Source organism: Amycolatopsis sp. NPDC039088 (genome assembly GCF_055598845.1).
Genome location: NZ_JBVKAE010000017.1, coordinates 136,226 through 154,280 on the forward strand (window position 1 = coordinate 136,226; position 18,055 = coordinate 154,280).

The 18,055-nt window shown below is 66.8% G+C and carries 17 protein-coding genes and 1 riboswitch; of the genes, 9 read left to right on the forward strand and 8 right to left on the reverse strand.

Going from position 1 to position 18,055, the window contains the following annotated elements; translation table 11 throughout:
• Positions 1–4 precede the first annotated feature (4 nt).
• The 4 genes from ACZ7KI_RS22620 (at position 5) to ACZ7KI_RS22635 (ending at position 2,062) form a co-directional block, all read left to right on the forward strand.
• On the forward strand, positions 5–610 hold the full coding sequence (locus ACZ7KI_RS22620) for a 50S ribosomal protein L25/general stress protein Ctc (protein ID WP_470275077.1): 606 nt from the start codon (positions 5–7) through the stop codon (positions 608–610).
• Positions 611–620: 10 nt separating this feature from the next.
• On the forward strand, positions 621–1,214 hold the full coding sequence (pth, locus tag ACZ7KI_RS22625; protein WP_470275078.1) for an aminoacyl-tRNA hydrolase: 594 nt from the start codon (positions 621–623) through the stop codon (positions 1,212–1,214).
• Positions 1,215–1,373: 159 nt separating this feature from the next.
• Complete coding sequence (locus ACZ7KI_RS22630; RefSeq protein WP_470275079.1) at positions 1,374–1,733, forward strand: DivIVA domain-containing protein; 360 nt, start codon at positions 1,374–1,376, stop codon at positions 1,731–1,733.
• On the forward strand, positions 1,733–2,062 hold the full coding sequence (locus ACZ7KI_RS22635) for a DivIVA domain-containing protein (protein WP_465502677.1): 330 nt from the start codon (positions 1,733–1,735) through the stop codon (positions 2,060–2,062). The genes ACZ7KI_RS22630 and ACZ7KI_RS22635 overlap by 1 nt, the downstream gene beginning before the upstream one ends.
• A 61-nt stretch (positions 2,063–2,123) precedes the next feature.
• Here ACZ7KI_RS22635 and ACZ7KI_RS22640 read toward each other — a convergent pair whose 3' ends face one another.
• From ACZ7KI_RS22640 to rsmA, 5 genes are all read right to left on the reverse strand, one after another.
• Positions 2,124–3,815: a fatty acyl-AMP ligase gene (locus tag ACZ7KI_RS22640; RefSeq protein ID WP_470275080.1), complete on the reverse strand. Its 1,692-nt coding sequence runs from the start codon at positions 3,813–3,815 to the stop codon at positions 2,124–2,126.
• Positions 3,816–3,866: 51 nt separating this feature from the next.
• Positions 3,867–5,639, reverse strand: coding sequence for an ABC-F family ATP-binding cassette domain-containing protein (locus tag ACZ7KI_RS22645; protein WP_470275081.1), 1,773 nt, complete (start codon positions 5,637–5,639; stop codon positions 3,867–3,869).
• A 68-nt stretch (positions 5,640–5,707) separates the two neighbouring features.
• Positions 5,708–6,673 carry a 4-(cytidine 5'-diphospho)-2-C-methyl-D-erythritol kinase gene (locus ACZ7KI_RS22650; protein WP_470275082.1) on the reverse strand — a complete coding sequence of 322 codons (966 nt, stop codon included), beginning with the start codon at positions 6,671–6,673 and terminating at the stop codon, positions 5,708–5,710.
• Between the two features lie 121 nt (positions 6,674–6,794).
• Complete coding sequence (locus ACZ7KI_RS22655) at positions 6,795–7,805, reverse strand: methionine ABC transporter ATP-binding protein (RefSeq protein WP_470275083.1); 1,011 nt, start codon at positions 7,803–7,805, stop codon at positions 6,795–6,797.
• Between the two features lie 210 nt (positions 7,806–8,015).
• A riboswitch (SAM riboswitch) is annotated at positions 8,016–8,106 on the reverse strand.
• Positions 8,107–8,348: 242 nt separating this feature from the next.
• Positions 8,349–9,185 (reverse strand): 16S rRNA (adenine(1518)-N(6)/adenine(1519)-N(6))-dimethyltransferase RsmA, encoded by an 837-nt coding sequence (gene rsmA / locus ACZ7KI_RS22660; RefSeq protein WP_470275084.1) that lies wholly within the window; start codon positions 9,183–9,185, stop codon positions 8,349–8,351.
• Between the two features lie 40 nt (positions 9,186–9,225).
• Between rsmA and ACZ7KI_RS22665 the strand changes: the two genes are divergently transcribed.
• A complete protein-coding gene (locus tag ACZ7KI_RS22665) occupies positions 9,226–9,852 on the forward strand; it encodes a GNAT family N-acetyltransferase (RefSeq protein ID WP_470275085.1) in 627 nt (208 codons plus the stop codon).
• 104 nt (positions 9,853–9,956) lie between these two features.
• Positions 9,957–11,021, forward strand: a complete 1,065-nt coding sequence (locus ACZ7KI_RS22670) for a DUF222 domain-containing protein (protein ID WP_470275086.1) — start codon at positions 9,957–9,959, stop codon at positions 11,019–11,021.
• Between the two features lie 59 nt (positions 11,022–11,080).
• Here ACZ7KI_RS22670 and ACZ7KI_RS22675 read toward each other — a convergent pair whose 3' ends face one another.
• The 3 genes from ACZ7KI_RS22675 to metG form a co-directional block, all read right to left on the reverse strand.
• Positions 11,081–12,457 carry a transglycosylase family protein gene (locus ACZ7KI_RS22675; protein ID WP_470275133.1) on the reverse strand — a complete coding sequence of 459 codons (1,377 nt, stop codon included), beginning with the start codon at positions 12,455–12,457 and terminating at the stop codon, positions 11,081–11,083.
• A 414-nt stretch (positions 12,458–12,871) separates the two neighbouring features.
• On the reverse strand, positions 12,872–13,708 hold the full coding sequence (locus ACZ7KI_RS22680; protein WP_470275087.1) for a TatD family hydrolase: 837 nt from the start codon (positions 13,706–13,708) through the stop codon (positions 12,872–12,874).
• 7 nt (positions 13,709–13,715) lie between these two features.
• Positions 13,716–15,509 (reverse strand): methionine--tRNA ligase, encoded by a 1,794-nt coding sequence (metG, locus tag ACZ7KI_RS22685; RefSeq protein ID WP_465502668.1) that lies wholly within the window; start codon positions 15,507–15,509, stop codon positions 13,716–13,718.
• Positions 15,510–15,571: 62 nt separating this feature from the next.
• Between metG and ACZ7KI_RS22690 the strand changes: the two genes are divergently transcribed.
• The 3 genes from ACZ7KI_RS22690 (at position 15,572) to ACZ7KI_RS22700 (ending at position 18,017) form a co-directional block, all read left to right on the forward strand.
• On the forward strand, positions 15,572–16,165 hold the full coding sequence (locus tag ACZ7KI_RS22690) for a PadR family transcriptional regulator (protein ID WP_470275088.1): 594 nt from the start codon (positions 15,572–15,574) through the stop codon (positions 16,163–16,165).
• 87 nt (positions 16,166–16,252) lie between these two features.
• Positions 16,253–17,263 carry an ATP-binding cassette domain-containing protein gene (locus ACZ7KI_RS22695; protein ID WP_470275089.1) on the forward strand — a complete coding sequence of 337 codons (1,011 nt, stop codon included), beginning with the start codon at positions 16,253–16,255 and terminating at the stop codon, positions 17,261–17,263.
• The gene (locus ACZ7KI_RS22700) at positions 17,253–18,017 is read left to right on the forward strand and encodes an ABC transporter permease (protein ID WP_470275090.1); all 765 of its coding nucleotides are present in this window, start codon (positions 17,253–17,255) and stop codon (positions 18,015–18,017) included. Before ACZ7KI_RS22695 ends, ACZ7KI_RS22700 begins: the two co-directional genes overlap by 11 nt.
• Positions 18,018–18,055 lie beyond the last annotated feature (38 nt).

Below are 18,055 nucleotides of genomic sequence, written 5' to 3' on the forward strand. Positions count from 1 at the left end.
CACCGTGTCCGAGGTACGCCTGTCCGTCGAGCCCCGCACCGAATTCGGCAAGGGTGCCGCGCGCCGCACGCGTCGCGCCGGCAAGATCCCCGCGGTGCTGTACGGGCACGGCTCGGAGCCCCGTCACTACGCCCTGCCCGCCATCGAGTTCGCCCGCGTCGTGCGTGAGAACGGCAGCAACGCCGTCATCACCCTCGACCTCGAGGGCAAGAGCGAGCTGGCGCTGACGAAGACCATCGTCGTCCACCCGCTGAAGAACTACATCGAGCACGTCGACCTCCTGGTCGTCATCCGCGGCGAGAAGGTCACCGTCGACATCCCGGTCGTCGTCACCGGCACCCCCGGCCCCGGCACCCTGGTCACCACTGACCTCGACGCCATCCAGATCGAGGTCGAGGCGCTGCACATCCCCGAGCAGGTCGAGGTCTCGGTCGAGGGCGTCGTCGCCGGCACCCAGATCAACGCTTCGGACGTCACCCTGCCGAAGGGCGCGACCCTGGTCACCGACCCCGACGCGCTGGTCGTCGCCGTGAACGAGTCGCCGTCCGAGGCCGCGCTCGAGGGCGAAGAGGCCGAGGCGGAGGAGACCCCCGCCGAGGCCGCCGAATAAAGTCACTCGTGTGACCGAAGTACTTCCCGGGGCCGGCGAGCAGATTCTGCTCGCCGGCCTCGGCAATCCCGGGCCCCAGTACGCAGGCAACCGGCACAACGTCGGCTTCATGGTGCTCGACGAGCTCGCCGCCCGCGTCGGCGGCAAGTTCAAGGCCCACAAGAGCGGCGCTGAAGTCCTCGAGGGCAGGCTCGCCGGGCAGCGAGTGGTCCTGGCCAAGCCGCGCTCGTACATGAACCTCTCAGGCGGCCCTGTGGTGGGCGTGGCCCGGTTCTACAAGATCCCCCCGGCGGGTGTCGTGGTCGTCCACGACGAGCTCGACGTCGATTTCGGTGCGCTCAAGATGAAGCTGGGCGGCGGCGACAACGGCCACAACGGTCTCCGCTCGATCACCAAATCTCTCGGCACGAAGGACTACTACCGTGTCCGTTTCGGTGTCGGGCGCCCGCCTGGACGGCAGGATCCGGCGGATTTCGTGCTGAAAGACTTCTCGACGGTCGAACGCAAAGAGCTCGCTTTCGAGATAGATCGTTGCGCCGACGCAGTTGAAGCGCTTATCAGCACCGGGCTCGCGGCGGCCCAGAACTCCTTCCACGCTGGGTGAACCCGCTCACATGGCGGTGCGTTACATCTCATCACTCGAAGGCGTTTCACCACGCCCCTGATCGAGTCGTGGAATAGCGCGAGCTCTTCCGGGGAACTCTCAAACCCGTTAGGACGGAATGCGGAGATCGCATTCCCCACCGAAACCGGAGAGAGTTTCATGTCGTTCACGGCCGAAGACATCACCGGCGCCACTTTTCCGAACGCCCCGATCGGGCGGCGCGGATACGCCAAACACGAGGTCGACGCGTTCCTGGAGCGGATCGCGGACACGATCTCGGACCGGGACGACCTGACGGCGGCCGAAGTCCACCACGTCATGTTCTCGCGCCCTCTGATCGGGAAGCGCGGCTACGACGAACGCGAAGTCGACGAGTTCCTCGACAAGGTCGAGGAACAACTCGCTCACCGGACCGGTCAGCAGGCGCTCGGCGTGCCCGGCGCGCGCGAAGAGGGCCAGGCGACCGCCGAACGCGCCGTTCCGGACCGCGGGCCTGTCGAGTTCGTCCAGGAGCGCTAGTGCCCGTCACCGCGTTCGAGGCGAGAACCCGGCAGTTCGACCGGGCACCCATCGGCGCACGGGGATACCACGAACCCGCAGTGGACGCCTTCCTCGAACGCGTCGCGGCGACCCTCGACGGCGACGACGACCTGTCGGTTTCGGACGTCCACAATGTGGCGTTCGCCAGAGCGCCGCTCTCGAAACGAGGCTACGACCCGGCGGCCGTCGACGCTTTCCTCCGGGATGTCGAAGGCACGCTTGCCGGACTCTCCCAGTCCGCCGACTACTACATAGCGCCGGCCTTGGAGCACACCCACACCCGCAAGCCGCTCTGGCGACGCCGCTGACCCACGGGAGGCGCCGCGAAAGGGCCGGGCCGGTGACGTTCACCGGCCCGGCCCTTTCGTGTCAGGTGGTCGCCGCGTTCTTGGCGATCTTGTCCGCGAACTGGGTGGCCGTCGCGGCCCGCTTCACCTTGCCCGACGGCGTCTTGGGCAGGCTTCCGGCCGGAAGCACGACGACCGCGAACGGCCGCATGTCGACCGCGTCGCGCACCTTGGCCGCGACCTCCTTCGCCAGTGCCTTCTCGGTGTCGGGATCCCCGGCGAGCTTCGACTCGACGACGACGGCGAACCGCTCCCGGCGGCTGCCCGCGTCGATCCGCACGGCAACCGCGTTCCCCGCTCGAACCCCCTCGACCGACGTGGCCGCGCGTTCGATATCGGTCGGATACAGGTTCCGGCCGCCCATGATGATGACGTCCTTGCGGCGGCCACAGATCACGATCATGCCGTCGATCAGGTAACCGAGGTCGCCGGTGAGCAGCCAGCCGTTCTCGTCCTGCGTCGCGAGCGGTCCTTCCATCGTCAGGTATCCCGGCGTGACGGCCTCGCCGCGCAGGCGGATCTCCCCGACCTGGCGCTCTCCGAGAACGGTGCCCTTGTCGTCGACGATCTCGGCCTCGAGCCCGTCGAGCGGCGGCCCGAGGATCGCGAACGAGCGGACGGCGTCGGTCCCGCGCCGCGGGTCGCCCTCGGGCACCGGCACCGCGCGGTTGTCCGTTTCAAGCGCATCGGCCTCGACGACGTCCAGGGTCAGCCCGGTGAACAACGGCGCGAACGAAACCGCGAGAGTCGCTTCCGCCATACCGTACGCGGGGAAAACGCATTCGGCGGGCATCTTGAACCGTGCCCCGGCGTCCACGAACGTCTGCACAGCCGTCTCGTCGATCGGCTCGGCACCGTTCAGCGCGATCCGAAGCTTCGAGAGGTCGTAGGCGTCGTCGTCCTCGACTCGCGCCATCCGCCTTCCCACGATCGCGTAGGCGAAGTTCGGCGCGGCCGTGGTCGTCCCGTTGTACTTGCTGATCAGCTGCGGCCAGATCAGCGGCCCCGACAGGAACTCGAGCGGCGTGATCTTGACCAGTTCGACGCCGAAGGTCATCGGAACGGTCAGGAAGCCGACCATCCCCATGTCGTGGAAGGTGGGCAGCCAGGAAACCATCACATCGACGTCGAAATCGAACTCGGCGCGGTCGACCATCGCCTTGACGTTCGAGTACAGGTTTCCGTAGGTGATCTGCACGGCTTTCGGATCGGCCGTCGACCCACTGGTCAGCTGCAGGAGCGCGGTGTCGGATTCGGCCGTCGGAACGGCCTCCGCCAGCGGTTCGGACTCAAGCAGCTCGGTGATCACCTGGAAGGCGATGCCATGCTCGGTGAGCACCGGCGCCAGTTGATCGAAGGGCTCACCGAGCAGAACCAGACCGGACCCGATCATCCGCAGCACGCGGACGGTGTCCTCGGCCCATTCGGCGAGGTCGGTGCGTTGGGTGGGCTGGTGCAGCATCGTCACACTGCCACCGGCGAGCCATACAGCCTGCACCGTCGGCGCGATCAACGACGGCGCCGCCGCCAGGACCGCGACCGCCTTGCCTGGCTCCAGCCCGCCGGCGACCAGGCCACCGGCCACCCGCTTGGCCTGCTCGTGAATCTCGGCCCAGGTACGCCGAACCGGCTCCTTGGGCTCACCCGTGACCATTCCCCGCTGCTGACCTCGCCCCGCCGCGGTGGCGACGAGCGTGTCCACGAACCGACTCATGCGCGTCACATTACTGTCCGCCCTGGAACGCCCGCTCACTGTCGAGTGAACTCACTCGATCGCTTCGGAGGTCTCGAGCCATTGGGCCTCGACCTCCTCCTTCTCCGTTTCGACGGCCTTCAGTTCAGTGTTGAGCTCGATGAGCTTCGACGGATCGGTCGCCGCGGCGAGCAGCGCCGCGTGCAGCTTCTCCTCCTTGGCGTGCAACTGGTCGAGCTTGCGCTCGAGGCGGGACAGTTCCTTCTGCGCCGCCCGCTGTTCCGCAGCGCTCTTCTTGGGCTCGGACGCCTGCCCGCCGCCCGACTTCCTGTCGGCACTGGCTTTCGCCAGGCTCTTGACCCGCCGCTCGAGGTACTCCTCGATACCGCCCGGCAGATGGGTCACGTGCCCGTCGCCGAACAAGGCGACGATGGTGTCGCAAACACGTTCCACCAGGTACCGGTCGTGCGAAACGACGACGAGGCTGCCCGGCCACGAATCGAGCAGGTCTTCCAGTTGCTGCAGCGTGTCGATATCGAGGTCGTTCGTCGGTTCGTCGAGCAGCAGCACGTTGGGTTCGGCCATCAGGAGCCGGCACAGCTGCAGCCGACGGCGTTCACCACCGGAAAGGTCTTCGACCGGGGTCCACTGCCTCGCCGCGGGGAAACCCAGCTTTTCGGCCAGCTGCGAAGCGGTGAGTTCCTGCTTGCCGAACACGACGCGTCCGGAGACCTCTTCGATGGCCTGCAGGACGCGCAGGTCACCCGGCAGGTCGTCGAGTTCCTGCCGAAGGTGCGCGAGGCTGACTGTCTTCCCCTCGATGCGGCGCCCCGTCTCGGGCTCCTTGTCACCACCGAGCAGTTTGAGCAACGTCGTCTTGCCCGACCCGTTGACGCCGACCAGCCCGATCCGGTCGCCGGGCCCGATCCGCCACGTGACGTGGTCGAGCAGGGTGCGGTCGCCGGCGGTCAGGGTGGCGTCCTCGATTTCCAGCACGGTCTTTCCCAGCCGTCGCCGCGCGAACGTCTGCAATTCGACCGAGTCACGCGGCTCCGGGACGTCGGAGATCAGCGCCTCCGCCGCCTCGACCCGGTAACGCGGCTTCGAGGTCCTGGCCTGCGGGCCGCGCCGCAGCCACGCGAGTTCCTTGCGCGCCAGGTTCTGCCGCTTCTCCTCGGCCGTCGCCGCCAACCTCGCCCGCTCCGCCCGCGCGAAGATCCAGTCCGCGTAGCCACCTTCGTACTGTTCGACGCGACCGTTGGCGACCTCCCAGGTCACACTCGCGACCGTGTCGAGGAACCACCGGTCGTGGGTGACGACCACGACCGCGATCTTGCGGTTGAGCAGGTGGTCCGCCAGCCACCGCACACCTTCGACGTCCAAGTGGTTCGTCGGCTCGTCGAGGACCACGAGGTCGAGCTCGCCGGTGAGGGCCGCGGCCAGCGCGACTCGACGCCGTTCACCGCCGGACAGGTTCGCCGTCGGGGTGTCGACCCCGAGAGCGGTGATCCCCAGACCGTCCATAATGGACCTGACTCGCGCGTCGGCGGCCCATTCGTGCTCCGCGCCGTAGCGCTCCAGCACGACGTCGCCGATGGTGCTGCCGCCGGGAAGCTCGGTCCGCTGGGTGACGACGGCCATCCGCAGGCCACGGACGTGACTCACCCGCCCCGCGTCCGGCTCACTGAGCCCCGCGAGGACTTCCAGCAAGGTCGTCTTCCCGCCTCCGTTGAGACCGACGACGCCGACGCGCTGTCCCTCCGCGACACCAAGCGAAACACCATCGAGCAGCGGGCGCACCCCGTAGGACTTGCTCACCGACTCCAGGTTGACCAAGTTGGCCATTCCTCAGCCGATCCTTTCCAAAAAGCTTGCACCACAAGGGAATTTAAGACATGTCCGTTCGGACATCCTCACGCGTGTACTCGAGGCGGCGCCGGTCGTGGCGCGTCGTCCCCGCCGACCAGCCGGGCGCCGGGAACCGGTCCGTGCGCGACGCGAACCGTCCGGCACACCCCCACACCGGACAACTCCGCGGCGACCTCGACCGCAGACTGGGCGTCCGCGCAGAGAAACGCGCAGGTCGGCCCGGACCCGGAGACGGTGCCCGCGAGTGCCCCCGCGTTGACCCCCGCCCTCAAGGTGCGCCGCAGTCCAGGACGCAACGAGACGGCGGCCGCCTGCAGGTCGTTGCCCAGAAGCAGGGCCAGCTGCCGAGGGTCACCCGACGCCAGCGCTTCGACCACCGGGGTATGGGAACCGATCCGCGGCGGGTTGCCCTCTTCGCGCAACCTGTCCAGTTCGCCGAACACACGCGGGGTCGAAAGACCACGCTGGTCGAACGCCAGTACCCAGTGGAAGGTGTGCCGCGACAGGACCGGCACCAGTTGCTCACCTCGGCCTGTCCCCAGTGCGGTTCCACCGTAAAGCGCAAAAGGGACGTCGCTGCCGAGCTTGGCGGCGATACCGGCCAGTTCGTCGCGGGAGATGTCGAGCTTCCAGAGTGACGCGAGCCCGACCAAGGTCGCGGCCGCGTCAGCGCTGCCCCCGGCCATCCCTCCGGCGACCGGGATGCCTTTGCGGAGCACCACGCGAACCTTGGATTCGCCGTCCGCCTTGCCTACATGAGCCGCCAGCGCCTGCGCGGCCTTCCATGCCAGGTTGTTGGCCCCGGTCGGTACGGAACCTTCCCCCTCGCCATAGACCTCGACACCCGGGTCTTCGGTGACCGCCACGGTCACCTCGTCGGTCAGGGAAAGCGCCTGGAACACGGTCACCAGCTCGTGGTAGCCGTCCGGACGTACGTCACCGACCGACAGGTGCAGGTTGACCTTGGCGGGAACCCTGACGGTGACTGGAGGCGGTACGACGGCGAGCACGCGTCAAGCCTACGTGGCCGCCCCACTTGTGCTGCCACCAGGAGAAAGAGAACAGGACGAGTCAGACATGAACGGGCCGCCCTGGACGGATTTAGTCCAGGGCGGCCCGTTCGTGGAGAAATCAGGCGGCGACGCCCTGCGGTCCGCGAACCGGGTGCGTCACGTGGCCGCCGCGTTCGGCGATCCAGGCGAGCGCGGCGTCCGCGTGCTCACCGCGCACACCGAGGCGGAACCGGCCGACCGGTGTGTCGCCGATGCGGGTCAGACCGCCCCCGATGGTGGCGAGTTCGACGTCGAAGCGGCCGGCGGCCTCGGGCAGCAGGGCGCCGACCGACGCGAAGCCGACAAGCACGACGTCCACCGCGCGGTCGTACTTCGAGGCCTGAGCCCGGCTGGTTTCGATCGCGGGAAGCAGCGCCTGCGCCGTCCGGCTGTTCGGGTCGGAGACCAAGTCGAGCACGGTCCCGCGTTCGATGATCGCACCGGCTTCGAGAACCGCCACGTCATCGCAGACACGGCGAACCACGCCGACGTCAGGTGTGGTGAGCAGCACGGTCACGCCGAGCTCGGCGCGCGCACGGTCGAGCACGGTCAAAACCGCGCCGGACTCCTCGGGCCGCACACCCGCGGTCGGGTCGTCGGCCAGGAGCACGGACGGCCCGGCGGCCAAGGCCTTGGCGATCGCCACTCGGCGCAGCTGCCCCTCGGACAGTTCGCCCGGCCGCTGACCTGCCCGTGGCGTGAGTCCGACCAGGTCGAGCAGGTTGCCCACCCGGTTTCGGCGCTGCGGTCCGTCGAGGCCGAGCTGCTCGAGCGGTGAAGCGATGTTGCCGGCGATGGTGCGCTCCGCGAGCAGCTCCGGCTTGGTGCTCACGACACCGACCTGGCGGCGGATCTCGCGCAGGCGGCGTCCGTCCAGCGTCCCGGTGTTGAGGCCGTCGAGCCGGACGACGCCCCGGTCAGGACGCTCCTGAAGCCCGATGCAACGAGCGAGGGTCGACTTGCCGGAGCCCGCCGGACCGACGACTCCGAACAGCGAGCCCGCTTGGATGTCCACGCTGACGTCGCGCAGGGCGACGACGGGATTTCCGTTGAGGGGGAAGGACTTCGACAAGTTTTCGACAGTGATCACGAAAGGCTCCATGCGAATGGGGCGCCGCTTCTTTCGAGCGCGCCAACCGTCACCGATTAACCGTCCAGAGCGGACGGATTTCAGAGGTAAGGGAAAGACTCAGGCAGTAACGGTGGAGCGTCGACACGCACTTACCGTGCGGCGACCTTCATCGACGACACGTCGCCTGGTCAGCAGGAGCGGGTGGGTGACCCTGTTCATTAGGCACAGCCTCCATCGGTCCTGGCGGTAGCACCTGCCCTGTGGAGGGTGGTTGCTGCGACTTCGGCGAGCCAGGTCTCTCAGTCGCTCGGGATGGCCCACTGAGTAAAACCGATCCCACTGGATGAAAGCAAGCGCGTAGGCGCAGATCACACGTCTGGCGGTGCCCACTCTACAGGATCCGCTGTCCATATCATGAGACAGCGGCAGCGTTTCCAGATCCGCGTCACGGTTCCCGCCTGCTAAGACAGGCTAGAACGGCGCATATCGAGAAGAGGGTTATGCCATCGTGCTGACCTCGGACGGCATTCGACGGGCAGCACCCTCATGCCCACCCGCTGGTCATTCGGCCGCGGCGGCGATACGAGCGAATTGATGAACATCCAACTGCTCGCCGCGAGTCTTGGGGTCGACACCCGCCTTCTCGAGCAACTCCCCCGCCCGTTCGGCGGAACCTGCCCACGACGCCAGCGCCGCGCGCAAAGTCTTTCGCCGCTGGGAGAAGGCGGCGTCGACGACCGCGAACAGGCGCTGCCGGTCCACGGACCACACCAAGTCGCCACGTTCGAAGGCGACCAATGCGGAATCCACGTTCGGAACAGGCCAGAACACCGATCGCGGCACCGCGGCGACTTTGCGCGCCTTCCCGTACCACGCCAGCTTGACGCTGGGCACGCCGTAAGTCCGGCTCCCGGGCCCGGCGGCCATCCGGTCCGCGACCTCGGTCTGGACCATCACGAGACCGCTGGTCAGCGACGGCAGCTCGGCAAGTAGGTGCAGCACGACGGGAACGGCGACGTTGTACGGCAGATTCGCGACGAGCGCCGTGGGCCGTTCGGGCAGGTCCTCCGCCTTGATCCGCAAAGCGTCCGCCCCGACGACCGTCAGCCTTTCGGCCCCCCCTCGCTCGGCCACCGTGTCCGGCAACCGTCCGGCCAGGACGGGATCGATCTCGACCGCGACGACCTTGGCACCGGTCGCGAGCAGACCAAGGGTCAACGAGCCGAGCCCCGGTCCGACTTCCAGTACGACGTCGTCTTCGCCGACTCCTGAAAGATCGACGATACGGCGCACGGTGTTCGGATCGTGCACGAAATTCTGACCGAGCTTCTTGGTCGGACGTACGTCCAGCTCGGCCGCCAACGCCCTGATCTCCGCAGGCCCGAGCAGTTCAGTCACCTGACGATCGTAGCCAGCCCCGGTGGGCCACGATTGGCCGGTGGACAACGTCGCACTCGAAGGTGAGAAAGTCCGGCTGCGTGACTGGCGGCCGTCGGATATCCGATCGCTCCGCGACCTACTCGATCCCGCGCGGCCATGGCATAAGACGAATGGCCCGTACTTCGGTCTTCCGACAGCCGCGGATACCGAATCCACGGCACTCAAGCTCACCGCGGCCAAGTCGGAGCTACCCGATCCTCGCAGCAGCCTCGCGGTGACCGACCTGAGCGACGGCCGGTTGATCGGTCAGGTCAGTTGGTACTGGGAGAGCAGGGAAACCGACTGGCGACGGCTGGGGCTGGTCATCTACGACGAGCGCTATTGGAACGGCGGGTTCGGCTCCGAGGCACTGCGCCTGTGGACGACTTACCTGTTCTCCCGCACCGACGCACTCCGCCTGGACTTCGCCACGTTCTCGGGCAACCCGGGAATGATCGCCGTCGGACGACGGCTGGGGTTCGTCGAGGAAGGCCGGTTCCGGCGCGCTCGGCGCTGGTCTGGCGGCGTGCACGATGCCGTTGTCTACGGAGTCCTCCGCGAGGAGTGGGAGCACATGAATGGCGCCGGGCACCGCTTCCCCGGAACTCGACCGCATCATCCTTCCGACGTCTCCGACGCGACCTAGTCCTACGACGGAGTGATGCGCGCAAGTTCGAGCTGCCAGAGCGTAATGATCATTCACCCGATCGATACCGTGCACTAGTTCGACTCTGGCTCGACAATCGAGGGATGACCAGTACAAACACCCCCAAGACCTTCCCGCTGAACCTGCCGGAAGGTGACCCCGAGCTGCTTCTCCACGAGTTGCAGACACGACTGCGCGAAGGGCGACGCCTTTTCGCCGAAGTCGGCCAGATCCTGGCCGAGATCGAATCCCGCGGGGTCCGAGACCTCTACGGGTACAACTCGATCGCCGTCTTCTACGAGCACGTTGCCCGGGTCTCCCGAGCCGAGGCGAGAAAGGTGACCGGTCGAGCGCTGGCCCTCAACTCGAGACGTACGCGCGACGGGACCACGACTCCACCCGTCGCGCCTATGACCGGAGCCGCAGCCGCCACCGGCGTACTGGCCGAGGCCGGCATCGACCGGATCGTCACGGTCATGAGGAGGCTGCCAGAGCACGTCGCCGCAAGCGCACGGCTCGACGCGGAGAAAGTGCTGGTCGATCTTGCCAGCGTCGCAAGGCCGCGTGACGTCACGATTGCCGGAACGGATCTGCTCGCGCGTCTAGACCCGGACGGCAACGGCACCGACGACCCAAACCCGAGAACTCCGCGAAGCGAGTTCTGGTTGCGTCAGAAACGCACCGGTCGTTGGGATATGCGCGGCGATCTCGACCCTGAGACAGGCGCCCGCCTGAACGCGCTTCTCGTTCCGTTGGCACAACCGGCCCCCGACGGGAAAGCCGACAGCCGCACGCCGGCCGAAAGACGCGGCGACGCTTTCGCGGAGATCGTCGATCTTGCGGAGAGCAGCCCGGACGTCCCTATGCCCCGGCAGGCATCAGAGCCGGTCGCAGAGCAGCCTGAACCCGCGGAGCCGGTCGAGAAACCGGCGAACGACCCCGGTACCGCCCAGCCACGGGAACAGAGCCGCCAAAGCCGACACAGCGGCGGCGACAGCGTGCGGTCGGACAAGGCTCGCGATGTGGCCCACATCCGACCGTCGCGTTGGTGGTTCCGGCTGTCGAGGTCAAGAACCGGCGCCGAAACCCCATCGACGGCGCTCGACCGATCGGTCGTTCAGATCTCCGACGAAGACGCTACGCACTCTCAGCGGCGAAAAACGGCCTGAAGGCCACCCTGCGGGAGGAGCCCACACGATGGCCTTCAGGAAAGGAGAATGATCTGGCGTCAGGCTTTCTTGCCGCAGTGCGGCCAAGCGCTGTAACCACCACGGTCGTCGCGGACCTTCTCAGCGACAGCGATCTGCTGGGCCTTGCTGGCCTGGTGGGGGTACGCGGCGTACTGCGAGCCGCCGTAGGCATCCCAGGTGCTCTTGTTGAACTGCAGGCCACCGTAGTAGCCGTTACCGGTGTTCGCGGCCCAGTTCCCGGTCGACTCGCACTGCGCGATGCGGTCCCAGGCGCCGGCGTCACCGATGACCGGATCCGCGGGCTTCTTCGAACCGACCTTGATGATCTTGGGCTTGGCCTCGGTGATGACCTCTTCGGAGACCTTCTCGCGGCCGACCTCTTTGCCGTTGCGCTGGGTGACCTTGTAGGTCACGGTCTTCTGGCCAGGAGTACCCGGGTCTTCGACCTTGGTCTTGCCCTTTTCGAGCTCCGGGTCGTCGACCTTCTGCTCGGGCGGTGCGATTTCCTCGTTCTGCTTGACCATGGTGACGCCGGTCCGGCTGACGTGGACCTCGGCGCCGTCGACCAGCTTGACGTCGAGACCGCCGACGGCCTCGTCGTCCGGGCCGAGGGTCATCCGCAGCTCACCGAGGAATTCCTTGGTGGTGACCGAGTTGGTCTGGACCTTGCGCGGTTCGTTCGCACCGTCGTAGAGGGTGACGTTCTTGAGGGTCTTGACCTCGACAGTGGCGCCCTCGAGCGGGAGTTCGCCGTTCTGCGGCATCGAGGTCCAGGTACCGGACTTCGCGAGATCGGCACGGCCGAGCTGGTTCAGGGCCTCGCCGAGGTTGGTCGCGCGGACCCAGGATTCCTGCGCTACGCCGTCGACGACCAGGTTCAGCTTGCGGCCGCGCTCCAGCTTGATGACGCCGCCGTCGCCGACCTCGGCCTGAGGCGAGGGCGAGAGCGAGTCGTGCGCGCCGACCGAAAGGCCGGCGTCTTCGAGGACCTCGCCGACCGTGTCGCCGAAGCTGTGCACGGTGCGCTGCTGGCCGTCGATGTCGAGCGTGACGCTCTTGTTCATCGCCATCGCGGCCGCGCCGCCACCGCCGAGGGTGAGCAGCACCGCCATGACGGTTCCCTTGAGGAAACGCTTCTTCCACACGCGGGTCGAGTTCGAAATGATCTCGTCCTTGGTCGCGGCCTTCAACGGCGCGCCCGCGGTGCGGTCCTCGGCCAGCTCGTCCGGAATGACGATCGGCGGGAGCATGGTGGTCTCGGCGCTGATAAGGCGGATCAGCTCGTCGACATCGACGTCGATCTCGGCCATCAGGGCATCGGCGTCGGGGCCGAGCGCGGCCAGGACGTCCTGGTGCGTGATGCGCGGATCGTCGGAGTAGTCCAGCTCGCCGTAGTGGGTATCGCGGTCGAGCACGGCAACCGAACCGGCGGAAGCGAAGGTGTTCGTCTCTGCGCCGAGGCGCGAGGCATCCTGCCTACTGCTACCAGTCACTGGGTCGTTCCCTTTCCCAAGACGTCAAGGAGCTCGACAACCGCTCCACAACGTCCTTCGTCTCGATGCGCGCTTCGGCACACCTCATAGAAGTCCGACACCCGCAGCCAGCGCCATCGTCACGGTTCCAGGCCGTACCTCTCCTGGTCCCGCTTCCCCGACGTGCACTGACGTGACTGTGGGCGTAACAGCCGGAGACCGCATGAGCGGGCACCGACCGGCACGATCACGGGACAGTAACGAACCTCGCCGGGTTGCGCAAACACCCCCCGGAGTGTCGTGACGTTGGTCACTCATCAGAGTGGCCCATCGGTGATCACTAATGTCGCAATCCGTTCAACTGGGGGTGACTGTCGGCAAACGGAAGACCCGTTCAGCGGTAACTCGCACCGATTCGGCCACCTCGTGCACGGCTTCGCCTCTGAACGAGGCGAGGTGTCGAACGGTGTAGGCGGCGCAGTAGGGCTCGTTCGGTCGCCCACGGAACGGATGGGGCGTCAGAAACGGCGCGTCAGTCTCGACGAGGTACTGGCCCGCCGGAACGATCCGTGCCGCTTCGTGGAGCCCGCGGGCGTTGCGGAAGCTGACCGTGCCGGCGAACGAGAGCACGTATCCCGCGTCGATGCAGCGGCGAGCGACGTGTTCGTCCCCTGAGAAGCAGTGGAAGACGACCTGCTCGGGCGCCCCCTCTTCCTCGAGGATCCGGAGGACGTCGTCGTGAGCGTCTCGATCGTGGATCATCAGCGGCTTGCCGATCCGCTTCGCGAGGTCGATGTGCCATCGGAAGGCGTCCTGCTGCGCATCGTGGGGCGAGTAGTCCCAGTAGTAGTCGAGGCCGGTCTCACCGACCGCGACCACTCTGGACTCCTTCGCGAGACTCTCCACTTCGGATTTCTCGGCCTCGCCGAAATCCTTGGTGCGCGTGGGATGGATAGCGACGGCTGCCCAAACCCGAGAGTCCCAAGTGGACGCCTGCGCGGCCCAACGAGCGGCCGTGAGATCGTCCGCGACGGTGATCACCCGCGAGACACCGGCGCGTTCGGCGCGATCGACCATGGCGGTGACATCCGCCGCGGTGACCGCGCCGCACGCGTCGAGATGGGTGTGCGCGTCCACCACCGAAACCGGCAGCCTGTCCGGGATCGGTGGCAGCTCCTTCTTCTCTGCGCCCATCAGCTGATCACTTCGAGATCGGTGCCCATTCGGGACCGGTCTCGCCCAGTTCCGGGTCCAGCTTGGCGAACAACGGGGTCGGCTTTTCGAGCGGCTTGCCGACCTCGATCGGCACGGACTTCCAGCGTGCCTGCTCGGCCTTGTAATCCCCGGTCAGGATGGGGTTGATCCGGCCGGGGATGTCGAGGTCCTCGACGTCCTGCAGTTCGGGCTGGGCCGCCCAGACACCGGAACCACCGAGTGCCTCGTGCACCTTCTGAGCCGAGTGGGGCAGGAAGGGGGTCAGCAGTGTGTTGGCGTCCGAAACGACCTGCAGAGCGGTGTGCAGGACGCTGTCGCGGCGAGCCGGGTCGTCCTTGAGCTTCCAGGGCTCCTGGTCCGAGAGATAGCGGTTCGCGGCGGTGACGACACGCATGGCCTCGCTGGCCGCCGCTTTGAACCTGGACCGCTGGAGGTGGGCACCGGCGGTGTCGAACGCCTTGCGGGAGAGTGCCTTGAGCTCCTCGTCCGCGGCCATCGGCGCGTCCGGACGCGGAATGGCGCCGACGTTCTTGTGCGCCATCGAGATGGACCGGTTGACGAGGTTGCCCCATTCGTTGGCCAGCTCGAAGTTGGTCCGGCGGACGAATTCGTCCCAGGTGAAGTCGGTGTCCTGGGTCTCGGGGCCCGCGACCGAGATGAAGTAGCGCAGGGTGTCCGGACCGAAGTCGCGCAGGAAGTCGTGGACGTAGATGACCGTGCCGCGCGAGGTCGAGAACTTCGAGCCGCTCATGGTGAGGAACTCGCTGGACACGATCTCGTCCGGCAGGTGCAGCTTGCCGTACTTTCCGGGCTCTCCGCCTCGGTCGCCCTCGCCGTTGTGACCGAACAGCAGCGCCGGCCAGATCTGGGCGTGGAAGGTGATGTTGTCCTTGCCCATGAAGTAGTAGGAGCGGGCCTCCGGGTTGCTCCACCACTCCTGCCACGCGTCCGGGTTGCCGGATCGGCGCGCCCACTCGACGCTCGCCGAGAAGTAGCCGATGACCGCGTCGAACCAGACGTAGAACCGCTTGAGCGGCTGGTCACGCCAGCCTTCCAGCGGGATCTTCACGCCCCAGTCGAGATCGCGGGTGATCGGCCGCGGCCGCATGTCGTCGATCAGGTTCTTGGTGAAGTTGAGGACGTTCGGGCGCCAGTCGGTCTTGCTGGACAGCCACTTGCCCAAGGTGTCGACGAACGCGGTCAGGTCGAGGAAGTAGTGCTCGGTCTCGACGAACTTCGGCGTTTCACCGTTGATCCGGGACTTCGGGTTGATCAGCTCGGCGGCATCGAGCTGGTTGCCGCAGTTGTCGCACTGGTCACCGCGCGCGCCGTCGTAACCGCAGATCGGGCACGTGCCCTCGATGTACCGGTCGGGCAGAGTGCGGCCGGTCGAGGGGCTGATCGCGCCGCGGGCGGTCTTGGGGACCACGTAGCCGTTGCGGTGCAGCGCAAGGAAGATCTGCTGCGTGACCTCGGCGTGGTTACCGGTGGTGGTGCGGGTGAACAGGTCGTAGGTGAGGCCGAGCCCCTGCAGGTCCTGGCCGATCTGACGGGTGTACTTGTCCGCCGTCTGCTGGGAGGTCAGGCCTTCCTTGTCTGCCTGGACGGTGATCGGGGTGCCGTGTTCGTCGGTACCGGACACCATGAGCACCCGGTTGCCGGCCATTCGCTGGTAACGGGAGAAGACGTCGGACGGGACGCCGAATCCGGACACGTGGCCGATGTGGCGGGGGCCGTTGGCGTAGGGCCAGGCCACCGCAGTCAACACTGGGGTGCTCATGCTTGTTTAGCCTACGGACGTCGTCCAAGGCATTGTTGTCCGGGAGAGGATCGGAGGCCTCGGTGTCCGCCACGCGTCTGCTGGTGCTGGGTGTCGTGCGCATGTACGGGAAGGCACACGGCTACCAGGTCCGGCGCGAGCTTCTCTCGTGGGCGGCCGACAAGTGGGGCAATGTCCAGCCGGGTTCGATCTATCACGCGCTGAAGAAGATGACCGCCGAAGGCCTGCTGAAACAGGTCGAGGACATCGAGGCGGGTGGCGGGCCCGACCGGACCGCGTACAAGCTGACCGATGACGGCGAGACCGAGTTCATCGTGCAACTCGGCAGGGCGTTGTCGAGCGATGACGCGACCGGATACTCGCTGTCGGCGGCGGTCGTATTCATGCCGAGTCTGCCGCGGGCGCAGGTGCTGGCCCTGTTGAAACAGCAGCTGGCGAATATGGAAGCGCACGCCAAGTCGACCCACTACGCCCGTGAGCACGCGACCGACCTGGGGAAGCCGCCACACGTCAGCGAGTTGTACCGCCTGTGGAGCGTCCATGCCGAGGCGAACGTGACCTGGATGAAAGACCTGATCGACCGTCTTGAGGCGGGCCAGTACGTGATGCTGGGGGAAGGCGACGACGAAGCCGTGTTCGGCACACCGCCCAAGTAATCAAGTTTGACTATGGAGCGATTCATAGGGCACAGTGCGTCCGCCAACTAGTCAAGTTTGATTAGTCGGATCCGGAAAGGAGTACTCATGATCAAGGCACGCGGCCTTGAGCGGCGGTTCCGCCGCAAGGGCCGCAATGGGGGTGAGGTCCACGCCGTCAAGGGCGTCGATCTCGACGTGTCGGCCGGAGAGCTGGTCGGCTTCCTCGGACCGAACGGCGCGGGCAAGACCACGACCCTGCGCATGCTGACCACGCTGCTCAAGCCCACGGCGGGTGAAGCGACCGTCGGTGGCTGTGACCTGCTCACCGACCCGCTGGGGGTGCGCCGCCGAATCGGCTACGTCGCTCAGGGCGGCGGCACCGCGCCGGCGAGCAAGGTCGTCGAGGAGATCGAGTTCCAGGGCAGGCTGTACCGGATGAGCAAGGCGGACGCGCTCGCGCGCGGAGCCGTCCTCGCCGAACAGCTGGACCTGGCCGGGCTCGACCAGCGGACGACCGCGACCCTGTCGGGCGGGCAGCGGCGTCGCCTCGACATCGCGCTCGGACTGATCCATTCGCCCGGCCTCGTCTTCCTCGACGAGCCGTCGACGGGGCTCGACCCGCAGAGCCGCGCGAACCTGTGGGACCACATCCGCAGGCTGCGCGACGAGCAGGGCGTCACGGTCTTCCTGACCACGCACTACCTCGACGAGGCGGACGCGCTCTCCGACCGGCTGATCGTCATCGACGACGGGAAGATCGTCGCCGAAGGCTCGCCGGATTCACTGAAGGCTAGGGTCTCCGGCGACAGCGTCGTCATCGGCGTTTCACCGGAATCGGCGGCGGAGACCGCGGAGATCGCGGGCAGGCTCGAAGGAGCCCACGAAATGACCGTCACCGACGGCACGGTGCGATTCCGGGTGCCGCGCGGGGACACCGCGATGCCCGAGTTGCTGCGCGCGCTGGACGCGCGTGACATCACGATGGCGTCCATGCAGGTACACCGGCCGACGCTCGACGACGTTTTCCTGACCCTCACGGGCCGAAGCCTGCGTGATGCCGAGGAAGGCGCACCGGTCGAAGACGCTCCGGCAGAGGAGGCCACGAATGTTGCATGACACTTGGTTGATCTTCCGCCGGGACATGCTCGCGGCGTTGCGCAACCCGACGTGGCTCGCCATCGGCATCATGCAGCCACTGCTCTATTTGTTCTTCTTCGGGCCGCTTCTGGTGAAGGCGCTCAACGCGCAAGGCCTGTCCGATGTGGACGGCTGGATGATCTTCACCCCGGCGATCATCGCGCAACTCGCGCTGTTCGGCAGTTCGTTCGTCGGGTTCGGCCTCCTCGCGGAATATCGCTCGGGCGTGGTCGAGCGGATGCGGGTCACCCCGGTGAGCCGGGTGGCGCTGTTGCTGGGCAAAGTGCTCGCCAACGCGCTGCAGACCGTCGTCCAGGCGTTGCTCATCATCGCGCTGGCGTATCTGGTCTTCGACCTGAACGCGCCGTTCGCCGGTGTCGTGCTCAGCCTGGTGATCGTCTTCCTCCTGTCGGTCACGCTGGCGTCGTGCTCCTACGCGCTGGCGCTGACCCTCAAGAGCGAGGACGCTTTCCCTGCCTTGCTCAACGCGGTTCTCATGCCGTTGCTGCTGCTTTCCGGAATCCTGATCCCGATCACCGCGGGATCGGCGCCGGATTGGCTGTACACGATTTCCCGCATCAATCCGTTCCGGCATGTGGTGGATGTCGAGCGGAACAGTTTCCGCGGTGACTTCTCGATGGACGCACTGTTCACCGGCGGCGTCGTGGTGCTGGTGATGGCGGTGCTGGCCATCTGGTGGGGCTCACGAACGTTCCAACGCGAAAACGCCTGAGACACGCTGTAGCGAAAGGTCACCTTATGTCCGCTCCT

Excerpts from the sequence above, each read along its gene's own strand:
- ACZ7KI_RS22640 (WP_470275080.1), bottom strand. The coding sequence starts at position 3,815 with ATGAGTCGGTTCGTGGACACGCTCGTCGCCACCGCGGCGGGGCGAGGT.
- ACZ7KI_RS22700 (WP_470275090.1), top strand. The coding sequence starts at position 17,253 with ATGTTGCATGACACTTGGTTGATCTTCCGCCGGGACATGCTCGCGGCG.
- ACZ7KI_RS22680 (WP_470275087.1), bottom strand. The coding sequence starts at position 13,708 with ATGGGCGCAGAGAAGAAGGAGCTGCCACCGATCCCGGACAGGCTGCCG.
- ACZ7KI_RS22670 (WP_470275086.1), top strand. The coding sequence starts at position 9,957 with ATGACCAGTACAAACACCCCCAAGACCTTCCCGCTGAACCTGCCGGAA.
- ACZ7KI_RS22645 (WP_470275081.1), bottom strand. The coding sequence starts at position 5,639 with ATGGCCAACTTGGTCAACCTGGAGTCGGTGAGCAAGTCCTACGGGGTG.
- ACZ7KI_RS22630 (WP_470275079.1), top strand. The coding sequence starts at position 1,374 with ATGTCGTTCACGGCCGAAGACATCACCGGCGCCACTTTTCCGAACGCC.
- metG (WP_465502668.1), bottom strand. The coding sequence starts at position 15,509 with ATGAGCACCCCAGTGTTGACTGCGGTGGCCTGGCCCTACGCCAACGGC.
- ACZ7KI_RS22695 (WP_470275089.1), top strand. The coding sequence starts at position 16,253 with ATGATCAAGGCACGCGGCCTTGAGCGGCGGTTCCGCCGCAAGGGCCGC.